Source organism: Listeria goaensis, from assembly GCF_900186125.1.
Classification (GTDB): domain Bacteria; phylum Bacillota; class Bacilli; order Lactobacillales; family Listeriaceae; genus Listeria; species Listeria goaensis.
Genome location: NZ_FYBQ01000008.1, coordinates 59,908 through 75,760, shown reverse-complemented (window position 1 = coordinate 75,760; position 15,853 = coordinate 59,908). Strand labels below are relative to the sequence as shown.

Annotated in this window: 12 protein-coding genes, 1 tRNA gene and 1 riboswitch; of the genes, 4 read left to right on the top strand and 9 right to left on the bottom strand. The window is 40.1% G+C overall.

What is annotated here, in order from left to right; genetic code table 11:
* Positions 1-3: 3 nt before the first annotated feature.
* From CFT42_RS10085 to CFT42_RS10070, 4 genes are all read right to left on the bottom strand, one after another.
* Positions 4-1,191 (bottom strand): M20 family metallopeptidase, encoded by a 1,188-nt coding sequence (locus CFT42_RS10085; protein ID WP_088810449.1) that lies wholly within the window; start codon positions 1,189-1,191, stop codon positions 4-6.
* Between the two features lie 12 nt (positions 1,192-1,203).
* A complete protein-coding gene (locus tag CFT42_RS10080; protein WP_088810448.1) occupies positions 1,204-2,604 on the bottom strand; it encodes an MFS transporter in 1,401 nt (466 codons plus the stop codon).
* Entirely contained in the window at positions 2,604-3,806 is a 1,203-nt protein-coding gene (locus CFT42_RS10075; protein ID WP_088810447.1) for a M20 family metallopeptidase, read from the bottom strand. The genes CFT42_RS10080 and CFT42_RS10075 overlap by 1 nt, the downstream gene beginning before the upstream one ends.
* Positions 3,807-3,997: 191 nt before the next feature.
* Positions 3,998-6,331 (bottom strand): helix-turn-helix domain-containing protein, encoded by a 2,334-nt coding sequence (locus tag CFT42_RS10070; protein ID WP_088810446.1) that lies wholly within the window; start codon positions 6,329-6,331, stop codon positions 3,998-4,000.
* 590 nt (positions 6,332-6,921) lie between these two features.
* Here CFT42_RS10070 and CFT42_RS10065 point away from each other — a divergent pair.
* A complete protein-coding gene (locus CFT42_RS10065) occupies positions 6,922-9,021 on the top strand; it encodes a glycosyl hydrolase family 28-related protein (RefSeq protein WP_088816068.1) in 2,100 nt (699 codons plus the stop codon).
* Positions 9,022-9,065: 44 nt separating this feature from the next.
* On the opposite strand, the gene CFT42_RS10060 is transcribed toward CFT42_RS10065, so the two are convergent.
* A complete protein-coding gene (locus CFT42_RS10060) occupies positions 9,066-9,485 on the bottom strand; it encodes an effector binding domain-containing protein (RefSeq protein ID WP_088810444.1) in 420 nt (139 codons plus the stop codon).
* A gap of 100 nt (positions 9,486-9,585) precedes the next feature.
* Between CFT42_RS10060 and CFT42_RS10055 the strand changes: the two genes are divergently transcribed.
* On the top strand, positions 9,586-10,506 hold the full coding sequence (locus tag CFT42_RS10055; protein WP_088816067.1) for a helix-turn-helix transcriptional regulator: 921 nt from the start codon (positions 9,586-9,588) through the stop codon (positions 10,504-10,506).
* Between the two features lie 264 nt (positions 10,507-10,770).
* Here the strand turns inward: CFT42_RS10055 and CFT42_RS10050 are convergent, their stop codons facing one another.
* Genes CFT42_RS10050 through CFT42_RS10035 form a run of 4 tightly spaced genes read right to left on the bottom strand, consistent with a single transcriptional unit; the run spans position 10,771 to position 14,077 of the window.
* Positions 10,771-11,553, bottom strand: a complete 783-nt coding sequence (locus tag CFT42_RS10050) for a carbon-nitrogen family hydrolase (RefSeq protein WP_088816066.1) — start codon at positions 11,551-11,553, stop codon at positions 10,771-10,773.
* A gap of 18 nt (positions 11,554-11,571) precedes the next feature.
* Complete coding sequence (locus tag CFT42_RS10045) at positions 11,572-12,234, bottom strand: methionine ABC transporter permease (protein ID WP_088810441.1); 663 nt, start codon at positions 12,232-12,234, stop codon at positions 11,572-11,574.
* Positions 12,227-13,246, bottom strand: a complete 1,020-nt coding sequence (locus CFT42_RS10040; protein WP_088810440.1) for a methionine ABC transporter ATP-binding protein — start codon at positions 13,244-13,246, stop codon at positions 12,227-12,229. Before CFT42_RS10040 ends, CFT42_RS10045 begins: the two co-directional genes overlap by 8 nt.
* 12 nt (positions 13,247-13,258) lie before the next feature.
* Entirely contained in the window at positions 13,259-14,077 is an 819-nt protein-coding gene (locus CFT42_RS10035) for a MetQ/NlpA family ABC transporter substrate-binding protein (protein ID WP_088810439.1), read from the bottom strand.
* Between the two features lie 171 nt (positions 14,078-14,248).
* A riboswitch (SAM riboswitch) is annotated at positions 14,249-14,359 on the bottom strand.
* A gap of 152 nt (positions 14,360-14,511) precedes the next feature.
* Between CFT42_RS10035 and CFT42_RS10030 the strand changes: the two genes are divergently transcribed.
* Both CFT42_RS10030 and CFT42_RS10025 read left to right on the top strand, forming a co-directional pair.
* Complete coding sequence (locus CFT42_RS10030) at positions 14,512-15,693, top strand: pyridoxal phosphate-dependent aminotransferase (protein WP_088810438.1); 1,182 nt, start codon at positions 14,512-14,514, stop codon at positions 15,691-15,693.
* Positions 15,694-15,759: 66 nt separating this feature from the next.
* Positions 15,760-15,832 (top strand) — tRNA-Asp (locus CFT42_RS10025).
* The last annotated feature ends 21 nt before the right edge of the window (positions 15,833-15,853 follow it).

The window sequence follows — 15,853 nt, the reverse complement described above, 5'->3', positions numbered from 1 at the left end:
TTATTAATCCAATGAATAGTAGCTTAAAACAACTTCCGCAACAGATTTTGCGGCAACTAGAAGCGCATCTTCATCAATATCAAATTTCGGATGGTGATTGAAATAAGCGTGCTCTGTATTTTTAGGTTTAGCACCAATGTAGAAAAATACGCCGGGAATTTTTTCCAAATAGTAAGCAAAATCTTCTGAACCAGAAAGCATGTCATATTCGGAAACAGCCGTTAAATACTCACCAATGCCTTTTTGTAAACTTGCAACAACTTGATCAGTAACTTTTGGGTCATTGTAAAGAGGTGGGTAGTCATTGGTATAAGTTAATTCTACTGTAACGCCAAACATCGCTTCGATGCCGGAGACAATGCGGTGGATTTCAGTATCGATTTTTTCACGTGTTTCGTTGTTCATGTAGCGGACGTCGCCTTCCAATTCGACGGAGTCTTTGATGACATTAAAGCTTCCTTTCCCGTCGAAAGAGCCAATTGTAACGACGCCTGTATCAAAAGGATTAAGACGTCTGCTAATTACGGTTTGTACGGCTGTTACAAAGTGTGCGCCTGCTACGATGGCATCATTTGCCATATGCGGCGAGGAGCCGTGTCCGCCAGTACCTTGGATGCGCAACTTAAAGTAAGTGCGACCAGCCATTGAATAGCCGCTATGATAGTAAACTTCGCCAGATTCGCCGAATGGGAATACGTGAATGCCGTAAATTTGGTCCACATCATCTAGGATACCTGACTCAACGACGCTTTTAGCTCCGCCTGGCGGTGTTTCTTCCGCATGTTGATGGACAATTTTAATCGTTCCGGGAATGTTTTCTTTAAGCTCAATCAGGCAGTCGGCAAGAATGAGCAAATAGGCGGTATGACCATCATGACCGCAGGCGTGCATGACACCCGGGTTTTTGGATTTAAATGGCAGGTTTGTTTCTTCTTCAACGGGAAGGGCATCAAAATCGGCACGTAGCGCAATGGTTTTACCAGGTTTGCCACCTTTAATTGTGACGACGACAGCATGACCATTGCCGACCTCAGTTGCGACTTCTACATCTTTCCCTTTATAAAAATTTTGAATGAATTTTGCGGTTTCTACTTCGTGAAAAGATAGTTCTGGATGCTCATGTAAATGACGTCTAATTTGAATCATTTCGTCTTTTCGTTCTTCGAGCATTTTCATTAATTGATTACGCATTTTAAAGCCTCCTTATTCGTTTGTAGCGCTTACTACTTTAGATTTTTCCGCTTTTGGTGTAGTGACGACAACAGAAATGAGTGAAATCAAACAAAATGCGACATTCGCGATTAAACCAACCATTGCTGCTAAATCAACATTCCCAGATGCTGCAATCACACCATAAATAGTAGCTGAAATGGCTACGCCGAATGAACCACCGAGGGAGCTTGCCATTTTGTAAATTCCAGATGCTACACCAACTTTATCTTCGGGTGCATTTGAAACGGCTGTATCAGTGGACGGTGTTGCATACATACCAAGTCCTATTCCGAACAAAGCGAATCCGATGAATACAAGGATTGTATAAAGAGCACCAGGAATAAATGTAAGTGCCATTAACGCGATTCCAACGGCTGTAATAGCTGAACCCATAATCATTGGTTTTCGGGCACCAATTCGTTGAAGGATTTTTTCACCGATGCGAATCATTCCGAGAACGCAAACGAGGTAACCGATGGAAAGCAAACCAGATTGGAAGGCTGTAAAGCCGCGTCCGACTTGCACATAAGTGTTTGCGACAACGAGCGTTCCAGCCGCTGCATTTAACAAGAAATTAGAAAGAGTTGCGCCAGTGTAAGCCTTATTTTTAAACAAAGAAAAGTCAATAAAGCCATTTGCTTGGCGAAGCTCTGTGCGGAAAAATAGTCCAGCAGAAAGAAGGAAAACAACGAGCATAATGATTGTTGTTGGGCTTGTCCAGCCGAATGTTGCGCCGCGTGTAATAATAAGGTTTAAACAAACCATTGCGATGACGAAAAGAATTAGTCCAAATGTATCAAATTTTGCTTTCGTTGTTTGCACAACTTTGCTTTCAGGTGTTCCTTTAATTAATAACATGCCTAAAAGTGCGAATGCGATTGAGAAAACGAAGATCCAGCGCCAGCCCATATAAGTGGCGATAAGTCCACCAGCAAATGAACAAATACCTGATCCACCCCAAGAGCCGATTGACCAGTAGCTAAGCGCTCTTTGTCTTTCTGTTCCTTCAAAATAAGTTTTCATCAAGGCAAGTGTTGCAGGCATAATACATGCAGCAGAAAGTCCTTGGATAATCCGACCAATAATGAGTAATGTCGCTCCTTGAGTAACGATAAGTAGAAGCGAGCCAATAATGCTTAAAATAAGTCCAATATAAGTTAATTTCATGCGGCCAAACTTATCCGCCATGCCACCAGCGACTACGATGAAAATACCAGAAAATAGTGCAGTTAAGCTGATTGCGACGCTAAGTAAGTCTGACGAAATACCGAGGTCATCTTGCACAGCTGGTACGATGTTAACCATCGATTGTGCAAAAAGCCAAAATGTGATAACACCAAATACGATGCCGACGATAAGTTTATTTGTTCCTTTATATGCGTTTGTTGCCATTAGTTATTCTCTCCTTTTAAATAATCCAGTACACAAGCGCCCATCGCTTTTGAAGCAATAAGTAAGGCGTCTTCATTAATATCAAATTTAGGGTGGTGATGCGGATAAAAATGTCCATCCGCCGGCATCGCGCCAACATAGAAAAATACGCTAGGCCGTTCTTTCGCATAATAAGCGAAGTCTTCAGAAGGTGGTTGCGGTTCACAACGCACCACATCTGTGATTTCAGGGATGTCTGAGCTTTGAAGTGAGTTGACAACAAATTCGGTCAAAGCTTCATCGTTGTTTAAAACGGGATAATCATTTTTGTAATCTAGTTCACAAGTCACGCCGAACATCGCTTCAATTCCGCGCACAATGCGTTTGATTTCCTTTTCGATCGTTTGGCGTGTGTCCTCCGACATCGAGCGCACATCACCTTCAAGAGTAACCGCGTCTTTAATCACGTTGAAGCTTCCTTTTCCGTCGAATGAACCAATTGTGATGGAACCAACATCGAACGGATTTAAGCGACGACTAATGACCGTTTGAACAGCCACAACGAATTCGCTTGCCGCCACAATCGCATCATTTGCGAGGTGAGGTGAGGAACCATGTCCGCCTTGACCTTGCACTTTCAATTTGAAATAAGAACGTCCAGTTTGAATCGCACCTTCGCGGTAGAAGACTTCGCCAGTTTTCATCGTTGACATGACGTGAATACCAAGAACATTATCAACACCATCTAAAGCACCATCTTGAATCATTTGAATCGCACCGCCAGGAGGTGTTTCTTCTGCGTGTTGATGTAAAATGACGATTTTGCCTGTTAGTTGTTCCTTCATTTCAATCAATGTTTCAGCTAGGACTAACATATATGCAGTATGACCATCATGGCCACAAGCGTGCATAACACCAGGGTTTTTAGATGCAAACGGTAACCCAGTTTCTTCTTGAATAGGTAACGCGTCAAAGTCTGCACGAATCGCAAGCGTTTTACCCGGCTTTCCAGTGTCAATCGTTACAACAACACCGTTTCCGCCAACATGAGTCCGCACGTCACAGTCCATATCTTTATAAAAATCCGCAACGTATTTTGCTGTGTTTTCTTCTTGAAAAGAAAGTTCAGGATTTTCATGCAAGTAGCGGCGGATTTCAATCATACGAGATTGTTTTTCGTTTAATTTTTTGAATAACTCTTCTTTCACCGTAAAAACCTCCAATTTATTGTACTGATACTGGCCAGAACATCAGTAATTGTCGATGCATCTTTATTATAAAAAAATAAAAATCAAAAGAAGGGTGTTTTTTTGCTTATTTTTAGCTTGAAAATTTCCTTTTTTAAAAAGTGATTTTATTGATGTCAAAAATTCGACGTTGAACGCAAGAAAAAAGCTTAACGTTTCCGTTAAGCTTAAATCGTATGCCGAAATTCATAAAAATGAATCGCATTAATATCTAAATAGGCGTAAAATGACCAATCATCTGTAATCGTCTCATCACTAACCGTTAACGTAGGCTGCGAGGCATCCACAATGTAATCTAAAATTTCTTCATCTAAACCGTGCTTACTATTTAACTGCCAGTATTTAGAATATAAAGCGCCATTATCGCGATCAAATTGCCATTTGCAAACTTGATATTCTCCCGGTTCAAGCCCCAACATGCGAACATGAACTTCTTTTCGCTCTTCTTTTAAAAATTTTTCTTCTACTGAAAAGCGCGGATTCATCGTCGCACAGTTCATCAAAATAAGCTGATAGCCGTCCACATGCCGCGTCATAATAAAATCTTTTCCCTCCGCAACAACAACACCTTTAAGCCGCTTCAGAAATTTCACTGCATAAAACGCTGGTCGCTTCCCGTTGAAAAAATGAAACATTTCGAGCCCGTCAAGACTAATATTTAGCTGACTGCCATCCTCCTCGTGAAGCTCCGTATTAATCCAAAAACCAAGAGCATCCACTTCTGGGGCTAAATCAAGCATGGTTTTTAGGACGAGCGCACCACGGAAAAAAGTACCATTCGTGTACCGCGTATTTCCCGTGAGTGTATTCCAATTAACGAGCATAAGCGGCTTATGAATTTGGTGATGCTTCAAATAAGCTTTCAGTTTTAGCGTTTTAGTCAAACAATAATCTTCCGTAATCAAAAAATCTTCTTTTGAAAAATCAACCGCTTCATTTTGATTCGCGTTATAGGTAATGAAATCAATTTGATCCGCCGCCTCTAAAAACCAAGTATGGCGCACAGGAACCGCATTTTGCGAAAGCGAAAACGGAACAAAAGTGCCCACTTGAATGGCGGATAGGCGCGACTTAATGATTTGCTGGAGCTTCAAATATACACGCTTCAATTCATTTTTATCCGCAAAGGTCAGTTTAGGATTGAAAAACATAAAGTGCCACTGCGAAACAAATTCTCGGCCGAAAACTTGGATAGAGTGTCGCAAAAAGTGATCAAGACGTTCAAAAACATCATGTTCATTTTCGGAGATATCTTGATACTCAAGCCGAATAAAAAGTTGCAAACGATGCTGTTTTAAAAATGAAATCGCCACATCTGCATTTGCATAAGGAGAAGATGTAGGAACTAATTCGTCCGTTTCAGCCTCAGGCAGAAAAGTGCTTCCTTTAAATAAATGGCGAATGCCGATATAATTGACGCCGAGCTCATCGCGTGACGTTAAAATTTGTTTTTGCACATTTTCCTTCAAAACTTCCTTTAACTCTCCAATGGTTAGGATATGCATATTTTGGGTTAAAGCTCGTGCTGCCTTGTCCGCAATTGCTATTTTCTTCTTTTCAAACGGTGCTTCATTTAATTCATTGCCAGATTCAATGTTGTGATATAGACGAGCAAGTTTAATGAGAATATCGGATGTTGGCACAATTTGCTCAATCGCACGATTTTGCTGGCTTTCTTGTTTTTGCTCGAGGGGACTCAATTCGCGGTGGTGCTGCGTTCTGTACTCACTAGGCGGCGAATGGAAGTACTGTTTAAATGCTTCTGAGAAATGTTTTTGACTCGAGAAGCCATTTTTAAGCGCAATTTCGGTAATACTCTCTGTCGAATAGAGCAAGTTTTCACGCGCATGCTTCAATCTAACTTCCGTCAAGTATTGCAAAAAGCCGACGCCAGTTGTTTTCTTGAAATAACGAGATAAATAAGCCTCACTTAAATATTCCTTTTGAGCAAAATCATGAAGGGACAAGGCCTCATCAAAATGTTCTTCTACCTCTCTAATGATTCGCGAGATGCGCTTATCATTCATTTCCTTTTTAGCAAAAGAAGGGTTTTCCTTTTTTAAAAAACGAGTTAAAACGAGCAAGATTTGAAGTAATGCAGTTTGCGCGTCTAGCTTGTTGGCTTGTCTTTGATTCGTTGAGGCGATTAAAAGTTCACTGATAGACTTTCGGAGGGAACTGACAATTTGTTCTCTCCCGGGATCGATTTCCTTAGTGAAAAAGTTAAATGAATGCCGGAAATAATCGGCATAATATTGTGTGAAAAAAGTATCGGAAATCGTCAAATAAATAATTAAATGCTGATTTTCTCCTTGAATCGTGTAAAATGTATGGCGATCAAGGACTAATATATCGCCTTCTTCCAAATGAAAGTGCCGCTCTGAAATTTTGACTGTGACTTTTCCTGAAATTGCGAAAATTAATGTGGTCCCATGTGAAATTTCCGAAGTAGGTTGCTTAATGTGTTGGATTGCAATTTCGTACTCTTTTATGCGTGCCATCCTTCTTCACTCCTTTTCGATACTTTCATCTTAGCATCATATTTACTAAAATGTGTAGTTTATACAAAAAAATAAAAAAGTATTTAGCGCTCATTGTTAGGAATAGCAATGATTTCCTAGTTTTTATGAAATGAAATGGCTACAAAATATCCACAGATTTACGCAAGGCATAATAGTATACTTAGAATATCATGCTGTAGTATTCTCGTTCACAAATGAAGAAGCGATAACAAACTTAGCCATATAGCATGAGTGGCACGCGAAATTAGCGGAAACTAATTTTGCGCAGATAACCTTTAGTGAATTCACTAAAGGTTATTTTAGTATATAGAAACAGCCACTTAAAAAATAAGTGGCTGTTTCTACATGGTTCTATACAAGCTAAAGAGATTACTATTAGTATAGTGGAATTTTCTTTATTTGTCTGTGGACAAAATGAGGCAAATAACTGATTTTTTTAACTTTAAATGGGCATTTTACACATTTTGTTGCGAGGGATACCAAAATTTTATAGAAAACCAATTTGTACTATGATAAAGAAATAGTAAAGAAATAAATCTTTACTTGTAAACATAAAGGAGAGATCATAAGTGGAAACAACCATTATACCCGAAATAAAAGTACACAACGTTAAAGATTTTGGCGCAGTTGGAAATGGCCTAGCAGATGATACAAAAGCAATCCAAGACGCGATTGATGCGCTGTATGAATATCCTGTAAAGAAAGCCGATAAAACAGTTTTATCCAGAGCTGAAACAGAGGAAATGACAAAAGAAGGCGGGATAGTTTATTTTCCGGCTGGTAGTTATAAAATCTCAAAGACTATTTTTGTAGATAAAGCGGGAGTTAACTTACAAGGGGATTCTTCGCTATCAAGTCAAATCATCCCTTCTGGTGAGATGGTGAATAATGAACTGATTTTTGACAAAGAAAAAGAGGACCAACCGATTTTTGATTTTGCTTATTTTAATGGCGAGAAGCGAACTGGGGAACGTTCTTTTATTCGAAATATTGGCATGTCTCATTTAACTTTTGACTTGAGATACGTAAATAACGTCACAACAATCCGAATTATTCGCCCGTATGATTTATGCAAATTTAAAAACCTGTTTTTCTTTAATATTCGCGGGACTGCCATTCAGGCAATTAGTGATACATCAGCAAAGCTATTTAATGGCAAACGAGTTGTTGGGCAGGGATTGATTCTTGAAGACATTCATATTGATAATAGTGGCTCAACACAAGATTATTTGAAACTCAAAAGGGACAAAGGGAGAGTGGAGGATGCGACGGGGACCTTCATTCATTTAGAAAATATTAACGAAAGTAGCTTAACAAACGTAAAGATTTTGGCTTGTGGAGTGCAGGCAGACGCAAATACAGGTCTTGCCATTAAAACAGCAGACAATAAAACGATCCAGGCGTTTGCTAATCGAATCGGAATCCTTTTGGAAGGGTGCCATGGTGTTACAATCAAAGAAAGTTCATTGGGCTTTTTCGATAATGCAGCGATTAAACTCCAAAGAGGCACAAACGGCGCGCAAATTGAAAATGCCTACACATTTATTCAACATAATACTTTTGAAGAAAACAAGAAAGCGCACATTCAAATTGATGGCGGCGCTGAACCTTTAGCCGTAAAAGGGGTTGGAAAAACATTTATTTCAGACAATCGCTTTTTAGGAAAAGTAAGTCCCGAATATGCATATGAAATCGATAATTGTAATCTTGTAACGATTCGTGATCGTGCTAATGTTAAGGTGGGACAACTAGCGTTCAATACAATTATTGAAGCTGGCGAAGTAAATGCAATTGAAGTAGCTGGAACTAGCTTTCAATCAAAACCAAGAATAACAGATAATGGCTACAGAACAGTAATCATGGGAAAAGAGAATGTTTTGAGCGAGCAAAAAACGAGCTATTCGGATGCCTATTCCTTTAAAACACGATTGCTGGCAGAACGACTCACAATTCCAGTTGTTAAAAAACAAGATTTGTATCGTTATAATGAAGTTGTAGTAGAAGGGGATATTGCACTTTTAAAAGAAGATGGTAAACCGGAAACGAAGTTAATTGTCCTTAGAACCATTCAAAATGGACAATTAGTGTGGGTGGATATGAAGGATAATGTGATTGATGTGAGTCAAATAACGGAAGCGACTGTATCGGGAACAGAAGTTAAGGGGAAATTCATAGGGGGCATTACGCAACTTAGAATAACAGAAATATTATCTGATGGAGCGGAACGACCACAAGAAACAGGCGGTACAATTGAGTCAAGCGGACGATTTTCATTGCAATACACCGAAATCACAGCTAATTGTACGCACTTGAAAATTGAAGGTTTTGATGAAAGAGGGTTTAGCGTAGCCGAATTTATGCTTCATTTACCGCCGCAATTAGCAACGCGACTAATTGTGTCGCCGCTATATAAACGAGATGCAGCCTCATTTATTACAGGAACATATTGGAATATTGCGTCACTTCGTTTTGTTGCTCGTAATATAACGACGGGAGAAGAGCAAATCTATGCTGGCGGGGATTTAAAAGCAGATGGCACATTTACGTATTATGCGCGTGATAAAGTGAGAGAAAATCTTGAAACAATGAAATACATCCTAAACGGTTTAGATTCAGAAAATAGAGTCGTCGTAAGCGTCAATGTTATGACAGGCGAAAATTTATTGTAAGCATAAAAAGAAGCAGAAAATTAATTCTGCTTCTTTTTCAATGTTTATTTTGCGTTCACTGGAATATAGATTGTAAATTTGTCTTCGCGTAAATCTTCCAAGTTAAAGTTTCCGGCAAGGTCGTATTTACCGCCTTGCATCACTTCGCCGTAAGTTTGACCGATAAAATTGTCAATGGCAGTGCGTTCAGTTTCTTCGGATACGAATTTTGCATAGTCGCCTTCAGGAATTTCAAAGGAAATCACACCATTACCTTCACCAGATTTTGCAACGATGTAATTTTGTTTGCCATCGATGGACGCATTAATACCAACATAATTTTTTGCATCGTCCGCGTACTTTTCGTAGGCAGCAGTCTTAATTTCGCTCATTTTTCCAAAACCTTCTTGTGGATTAAAATTAGGAATTTCAACTTTTTCTCCGGAAAATACTTCTTTTTCTAAGTGTACAATTTCAAATGACATAACTTTTTCCCTCCAAAAATAAATTTAATTTTGTTATGATGTAACTATAACACGCTAATGTTGACAACTGTATGTCATCATTTGAAAAAGGAGTAAAAAAATGAAAATTGAGCGGCTAATTGGCATTATTATGTTGCTTTTACAACGTGAAATTGTTAGCGCAAATGAAATGGCAAAAATGTTCGAAGTATCAAAACGTACGATTTACCGCGACATGGAAACACTTTCGATGGCGAAAATTCCGATTTATACGATGCCAGGCGTGAACGGTGGAATTGGAATTATGCCAACTTATAAAGTAGACAAACGTTTACTTACTACGGAAGATTTAACGACAATTGTCACAAGTTTGAATGGATTTGAACAATTATTTTCTTCAACAGATATTAAGCGAACGCTTTTGAAAATGAAAAATATGTTGCGGTCTGATGATGAAATTAGTGATCATCTTATTTCGCTGGATTTTTCAAATGTAACAACGAAAAAAGAAATAAATGAACACGTTGAGGAGCTACATTTGGCGATAAAAAAACATCAATATGTTGCCGTGACATATAGCGACCGAGATGGGAATGAAACGAAGCGAAAAATAGAACCATACCATTTGCTTTTCCGAAATCGTTATTGGTATTTACAAGGCTATAGCACAGAGCGGGAAGACTTTCGGACGTTTAAATTATCGCGAATGATTCACTTAGAAACCCTTGCGGATACTTTTACGCCGCGCGAATTTGTGGTCAGACCATTTAACCCAAAACCGCAATTTTCACCTTTTGAAATGGAAGAAGTAGACTTGCTCCTTGACCGTACTGGACGGGAACAAATTGTGGAGCGCGCAAATGTTCTGGAAATAAAAGCACTCGATGAAACGTATTTTCAAGCCAAGGTTATTCTACCTGATCATGAAGTTGGCTACCGCTTTCTTTTAAACCTAGGAACACATGCAACGATAAAAAGTCAAAATGAATTTTACGATAACTTTATAGCCTATTTGGAAGCCATTCAACTAAAATACCAATAAAAACCAAAGCCCCTATCATGGATTTGATAGGGGCTTTGGCGGTTTTAAGGAAGAATATATAAAATAGGTGTAAAACCTATGATTTAGATGATGCATTTATTGTATCGTCTTAAAATGAAAAAATAATGAAAATAAATGAAGAAATTATATAAAAAAGAGGCTGGGACATAAATAAAAAAAACAAGTGAAAATCCAGTAAATCCATTTTAAAAAATGGTATAGTTACTGGATCTTTACTTGCCTATTTTCTCTTTTTGTGTGAGCTTAGAAATATAATTCTGGGCGGCGGTCTTCGAAAATGGACATCGATTGACGCGCCGCACTGATTTCAGCCAAATCAATTGTGCTGTAGAAATTTTCTTCAGTTTCTCCCGCTAAAAGGAGGATTTCCCCGTGCGGATTGATGACCATAGAATGGCCGTTAAATTGGTTGTTTGGATCTTTGCCGACACGGTTTACGGCCACGACGAACGCTTGATTTTCGATTGCCCGTGCGACGAGCAATTTTTCCCACTGGGAAATGCGCACATCTGGCCACTGGGCAACAACAAAAATAACTTCTGCGCCTCTTGCGGTATGGTGCCGCATCCATTCGGGGAAGCGAATATCATAACAGATGAAGCCGGCTGTTTTTGTGCCGTTTAGCATGAAGAGGTTGGCATCATTCCCAGGCTCCAAATAGAGATGTTCGTCCATTAGCTTGAAAGGGTGGACCTTTTTATAAGAAGAAAGAAAATCACCTTGATTATCAAAAGCGTACATAATATTTGTGAATTTCCCGTCCGTTTTGATGGCAACGGAACCGCCAATAATCGTAATATTTTGCTCTCTCGCAAGCTCAGATAAAAAGTTTTTCGTCCGCTCGCCGTGACGGTCTGCGTATATCTCAAGCTCGCTCAAACAATAGCCCGTATTCCACATTTCGGGTAAAACGGCAATCTCAGCACCGCTTCTTGCCGCCTCGGTTACTGTTTGCCGGACCCGTTTGAAATTCGCATCTGGATCCTTAAACGTAACGTCAATTTGGCAAAGCGCAAGCTTCCACATATTTTATTCCCCCAGTTTTCAGTCTTTCTTTAATCGTCTTGCTAGGAAATTTCCAAGTGATTGCAAGGTTTGTACGATGATAATTAAAATAATAATGGTCGCGTACATAATGGTTGGTTCAAAGCGCTGGAATCCGTATTGATAGGCAATGGTTCCAAGTCCGCCGGCGCCAACTAGTCCTGCCATCGCGGTGGCTCCAATTAGACCAATTGTAGCGATTGTCAGGCCAAGCACGATGCCTGAACGCGCCTCGCGAAGCACAACATTTAAAATGATTTTTGACGTAGAAATTCCCATCGCCTGATACGCTTCAATGACACCGCGGTCGACTTCAAGTAAAGCAGATTCCATCAGCCGAGCGATATATGGCGCTGTGAAAACGACAAGCGGCAAAATAACGCCCTTTACGCCAATTGTAGTGCCCACGATAATTTTTGTAAATGGCAAAATTAAAAAAAGTAAAATAATAAATGGCAGCGAACGTAAAATATTAATAATCCAGTTTAAAATCGTGTAAGCCGTTTTATTCTCAGCTTGCCCATCTTTTCGTGTTAAAACAAGTAAAATACCAAGTGGCAGACCGACCAAAATGGAGATGACGAGCGTGATGCTTGTCATTGTAAGGGTTTCTAGAAATCCAGTCCAAAGGGTGTCGCCCCATTCGTTAAAAAAATCAACCATTTTGTTGCACCTCCGAAACGACTACGCCTTGTTCGCGCAAGTACTCAATTGCTTTGTTATATTCGGCCTCATCACCTTTTAAATGGACTAAAAGTTTGCCAAGGGTATCATTTTTCAGGTGATCAATTCCCCCCGCCAAAATGCTCGGCAGGCAATCAAATTTCCGGGATACAAGCGCAAGGGCAGGCTCATCAGAACCTTCGCCAATGAAATGGAGTGAAACCAATTTACCTGTTTGCTTATATTTTTCTAACACATCGGCTGGAATTTCAAAACTAGCCTCTGAGCCAACAAAACGTTTGGTAGTCGGGTGTTTTGGCTTCGTGAATACATCTAAAACAGTGCCTTCTTCAACAATTTGCCCGTTTTCCATCACAGCAACGCGGTCACAAATGCGCTGAATGACATCGAGTTCATGCGTAATAAGGAAAATCGTAATGCCGAGTTCGCGGTTGATTTTAAGTAGCAAATTTAAAATGGCTTCGGTCGTTTCAGGATCAAGCGCACTCGTCGCCTCATCACTAAGTAAAATTTCAGGTTCATGAGCAAGCGCTCTCGCAATGGCAACACGCTGCTTTTGACCGCCAGAAAGTTGAGCTGGGAAATTTTCTTTTTTATCCGTAAGCCCAACAATTTCTAAGTATTTTTCAACACGTGCTGTAATCTCATCGCTTTTTAAACCTTCAAGTTTAAGCGGTAGCGCGATATTTTCATATACAGTGGCCGTTTTAAGTAGATTGTAGCCTTGAAAAATCATTCCGATTTTACGTCTCGCGAAACGCAAGTTTTTCGCCGAAAGTTGTGCGAGATTGTCGTTTGCAATATGCACAGTACCTTCAGTTGGCTGTTCTAAAAAATTAATGCAACGAACAAGCGTACTTTTTCCAGCGCCGCTATAACCCACAACACCGTAAATCTCACCTTTTTGGACGGAAAGCGAAACGTCCTTCACCGCCTGAACGCTTCGCCCGTTAACATTAAAAGTCTTGCTGACATGTTCTAGTTTAATCATGGTTACATCTCCCTAAAATGCAGGTACAACAGACCCATTAAATTCTTTTTCAATGAAGCTTTTAATTTCATCAGAATGGTAATATTTTTTAAGTGTATCGACAACTTCATCATCTTTATTTTCAGTTCTTACGACAAAAACATTTGGATACGGATTGTCTTTCGTTGGTTCATGGAAAATCGCATCATCATTAATGGTGAGTCCAGCGCCCATCGCAAAATTGGTGTTGATGGCAGCTGCTTTTACTTCACCAAGTTGCGCTGGAATTTGCGAAGCTTCAAGTTCGATGATTTCTAAATCGAGCGGGTTTTCCGCGATATCTTTTTTCGTTGCTTTTTCTTCCACGCCGTCTTTCAACTTAATGACACCAGCGTCTTCAAAAAGTTTTAAGCCACGATATTCGTTCGAAGGATCATTTGGAACCGCAATTTTATCCCCCTTCTTAAGCTCTTTGATGTCTTTAATATCTTTGGAATAAATGCCCATTGGGAAAGCAACCGTCTTAAAGACTTGGTCGATTTTGTAGCCTTTATCTTTTTTCTGTGCATCTAAAAACGGAATCGTTTGGTAGTTATTCGCGTCTAAATCCCCATCGTTTAGCGCAGTGTTTGGCGTGTTATAATCGTCAAACGTTTTAATTGTGATGTCCAGCCCGTCTTTTTTAGCTAACTTTTTCACTTCCTCCGCAATTTGTTGGTGAGGTCCACCCGTTACGCCAATTGTAATCTTTTCCGTGCTTAGCGTTTCGGATTTCCCGCCACCACATGCAGAAAGTGCAAGTAGTGCCGCGCCAGTAAATGCAATCAAAATTCCTTTAGTTCTCTTTTTCATTAAAAATTCCTCCCTAAATGTGTCTAAATTTAAATTTTTATAAACATTCTAGTTTGAGAGTGTGGACACAGCGTTTCGCCTTGTATTTATGTACTAAAAAAGTTTTTAGCACATAAATAAACCCCTCTACCATCAGAATAGAGAAGTTGAATGTGTTGCCTATTCGAACTCCTCTCATCTACCAAAATGGCTATACCATTTTGCTGGAATTAGCACCTTCACTTCAAAAAGTTAGGTTGCCGGGCGTCATCGGGCCAGTCCCTCAGCCTCTCTCGATAAGAGAACTACATTATAAAAACTTGTTACGTAAAAATATACCGATTTTTAAGGTGATTGTCAATGCTTTTTTAATGTTTTTTATTTCTAGACTAGACAAAATTGCTAGAAAACTTTAAGATATTTAACAATGAAACATAAAACGGGAGGCGTACGAAATGAGATTTTCTAAAAAGCTCGAAAATTTGCCAGAGCAATTTTTTTCAAAATTAGTACAAAATGTAAATCGCAAAATTGCAGAAGGGCATGATGTCATCAATTTGGGACAAGGAAATCCAGATCAGCCTACGCCGCAAAACATCGTAGAAGCACTAAAAAATGCCGCAGATGATGTGCAAAACCACAAGTATTCTTTGTTTCGCGGCAAGGCAGAACTGAAAGAGGCGGCTGCCAATTTTTACAAAGAAGAGTACGGGGTGACTTTGGATCCTGAAAAGGAAGTGGCGATTTTGTTTGGGACGAAGACGGGGCTTGTGGAGCTGCCGATGTGTCTGCTTGACCCCGGCGAAAAAATGCTCTTGCCTGACCCTGGCTACCCAGATTACTTGTCTGGCGCGGTTTTAGCGGACGCCGAGTATACATTAATGCCTCTTTTGGAGGAAAATCAATTTCTACCGGATTATGCTCTGATAGATGAGGCGACGCGGTCAGATGCGAAGTTGATGTATTTAAATTATCCGAACAATCCAACGGGCGCCATCGCTACAGAGAAGTTTTTCGAAGACACCGTCTCGTTTGCTAAGGAAAATGAGATTGCCGTCGTGCATGATTTCGCTTACGGGGCTATCGGTTTCGGCGCCAAACCAATTAGTTTCCTCCAAACAGAAGGGGCGAAGGATGTCGGAATTGAGCTATACACACTATCCAAAACATACAATATGGCCGGCTGGCGAATTGGTTTCGCTGTCGGGAATGAAACGATGATTGAAGCCATCAATTTAATCCAAGACCATCTGTATGTGAGTCTTTTCCCTGCCATTCAGGATGCGGGGATTGAAGCGCTTAGAGGCTCCCAGGAAGCTGTCAGAAAGCAAAATGAGCGTTACGAAAGTCGAAAAAATGCCTTTTTAGACGCGTGTTCGGAAATCGGCTGGGAAGCAGTCATTCCAAGGGGCTCGTTTTTTGCTTGGATGAAAGTGCCCGAAAACTTCACGAGCACAAGCTTTACAGAGCATTTGCTCGAAAAAGCTAATGTGGCGGTGGCCGATGGAAGTGGCTTCGGCGAGTGCGGAGAAGGTTACGTCCGAGTGGGCCTTCTAATGGACGAGGAGCGACTTAGGGAAGCAGTAAGCCGCATTGGGAAATTAGATTTATTTAAAGCAACGACTTATAGCCTCTAAAAAATAGTTGACGATTTTTGGCAAGCATGGTTTAATGGTGAAGTGCCCTTTTTAAGGTGCTCACTTGGTTCCGTGGTGTAGGGGTTAACATGCCTGCCTGTCACGCAGGAGATCGCGGGTTCAAATCCCGTCGGGACCGTTTGAATTTTAAAAAGTTTGT

Coding starts and splice junctions, on each gene's coding strand:
- CFT42_RS10035 (WP_088810439.1), bottom strand. CDS start 14,077: ATGAAAAAGAGAACTAAAGGAATTTTGATTGCATTTACTGGCGCGGCA.
- CFT42_RS10085 (WP_088810449.1), bottom strand. CDS start 1,191: ATGCGTAATCAATTAATGAAAATGCTCGAAGAACGAAAAGACGAAATG.
- CFT42_RS10080 (WP_088810448.1), bottom strand. CDS start 2,604: ATGGCAACAAACGCATATAAAGGAACAAATAAACTTATCGTCGGCATC.
- CFT42_RS10045 (WP_088810441.1), bottom strand. CDS start 12,234: ATGGTTGATTTTTTTAACGAATGGGGCGACACCCTTTGGACTGGATTT.
- CFT42_RS10050 (WP_088816066.1), bottom strand. CDS start 11,553: ATGTGGAAGCTTGCGCTTTGCCAAATTGACGTTACGTTTAAGGATCCA.
- CFT42_RS10040 (WP_088810440.1), bottom strand. CDS start 13,246: ATGATTAAACTAGAACATGTCAGCAAGACTTTTAATGTTAACGGGCGA.
- CFT42_RS10030 (WP_088810438.1), top strand. CDS start 14,512: ATGAGATTTTCTAAAAAGCTCGAAAATTTGCCAGAGCAATTTTTTTCA.
- CFT42_RS10055 (WP_088816067.1), top strand. CDS start 9,586: ATGAAAATTGAGCGGCTAATTGGCATTATTATGTTGCTTTTACAACGT.
- CFT42_RS10060 (WP_088810444.1), bottom strand. CDS start 9,485: ATGTCATTTGAAATTGTACACTTAGAAAAAGAAGTATTTTCCGGAGAA.
- CFT42_RS10070 (WP_088810446.1), bottom strand. CDS start 6,331: ATGGCACGCATAAAAGAGTACGAAATTGCAATCCAACACATTAAGCAA.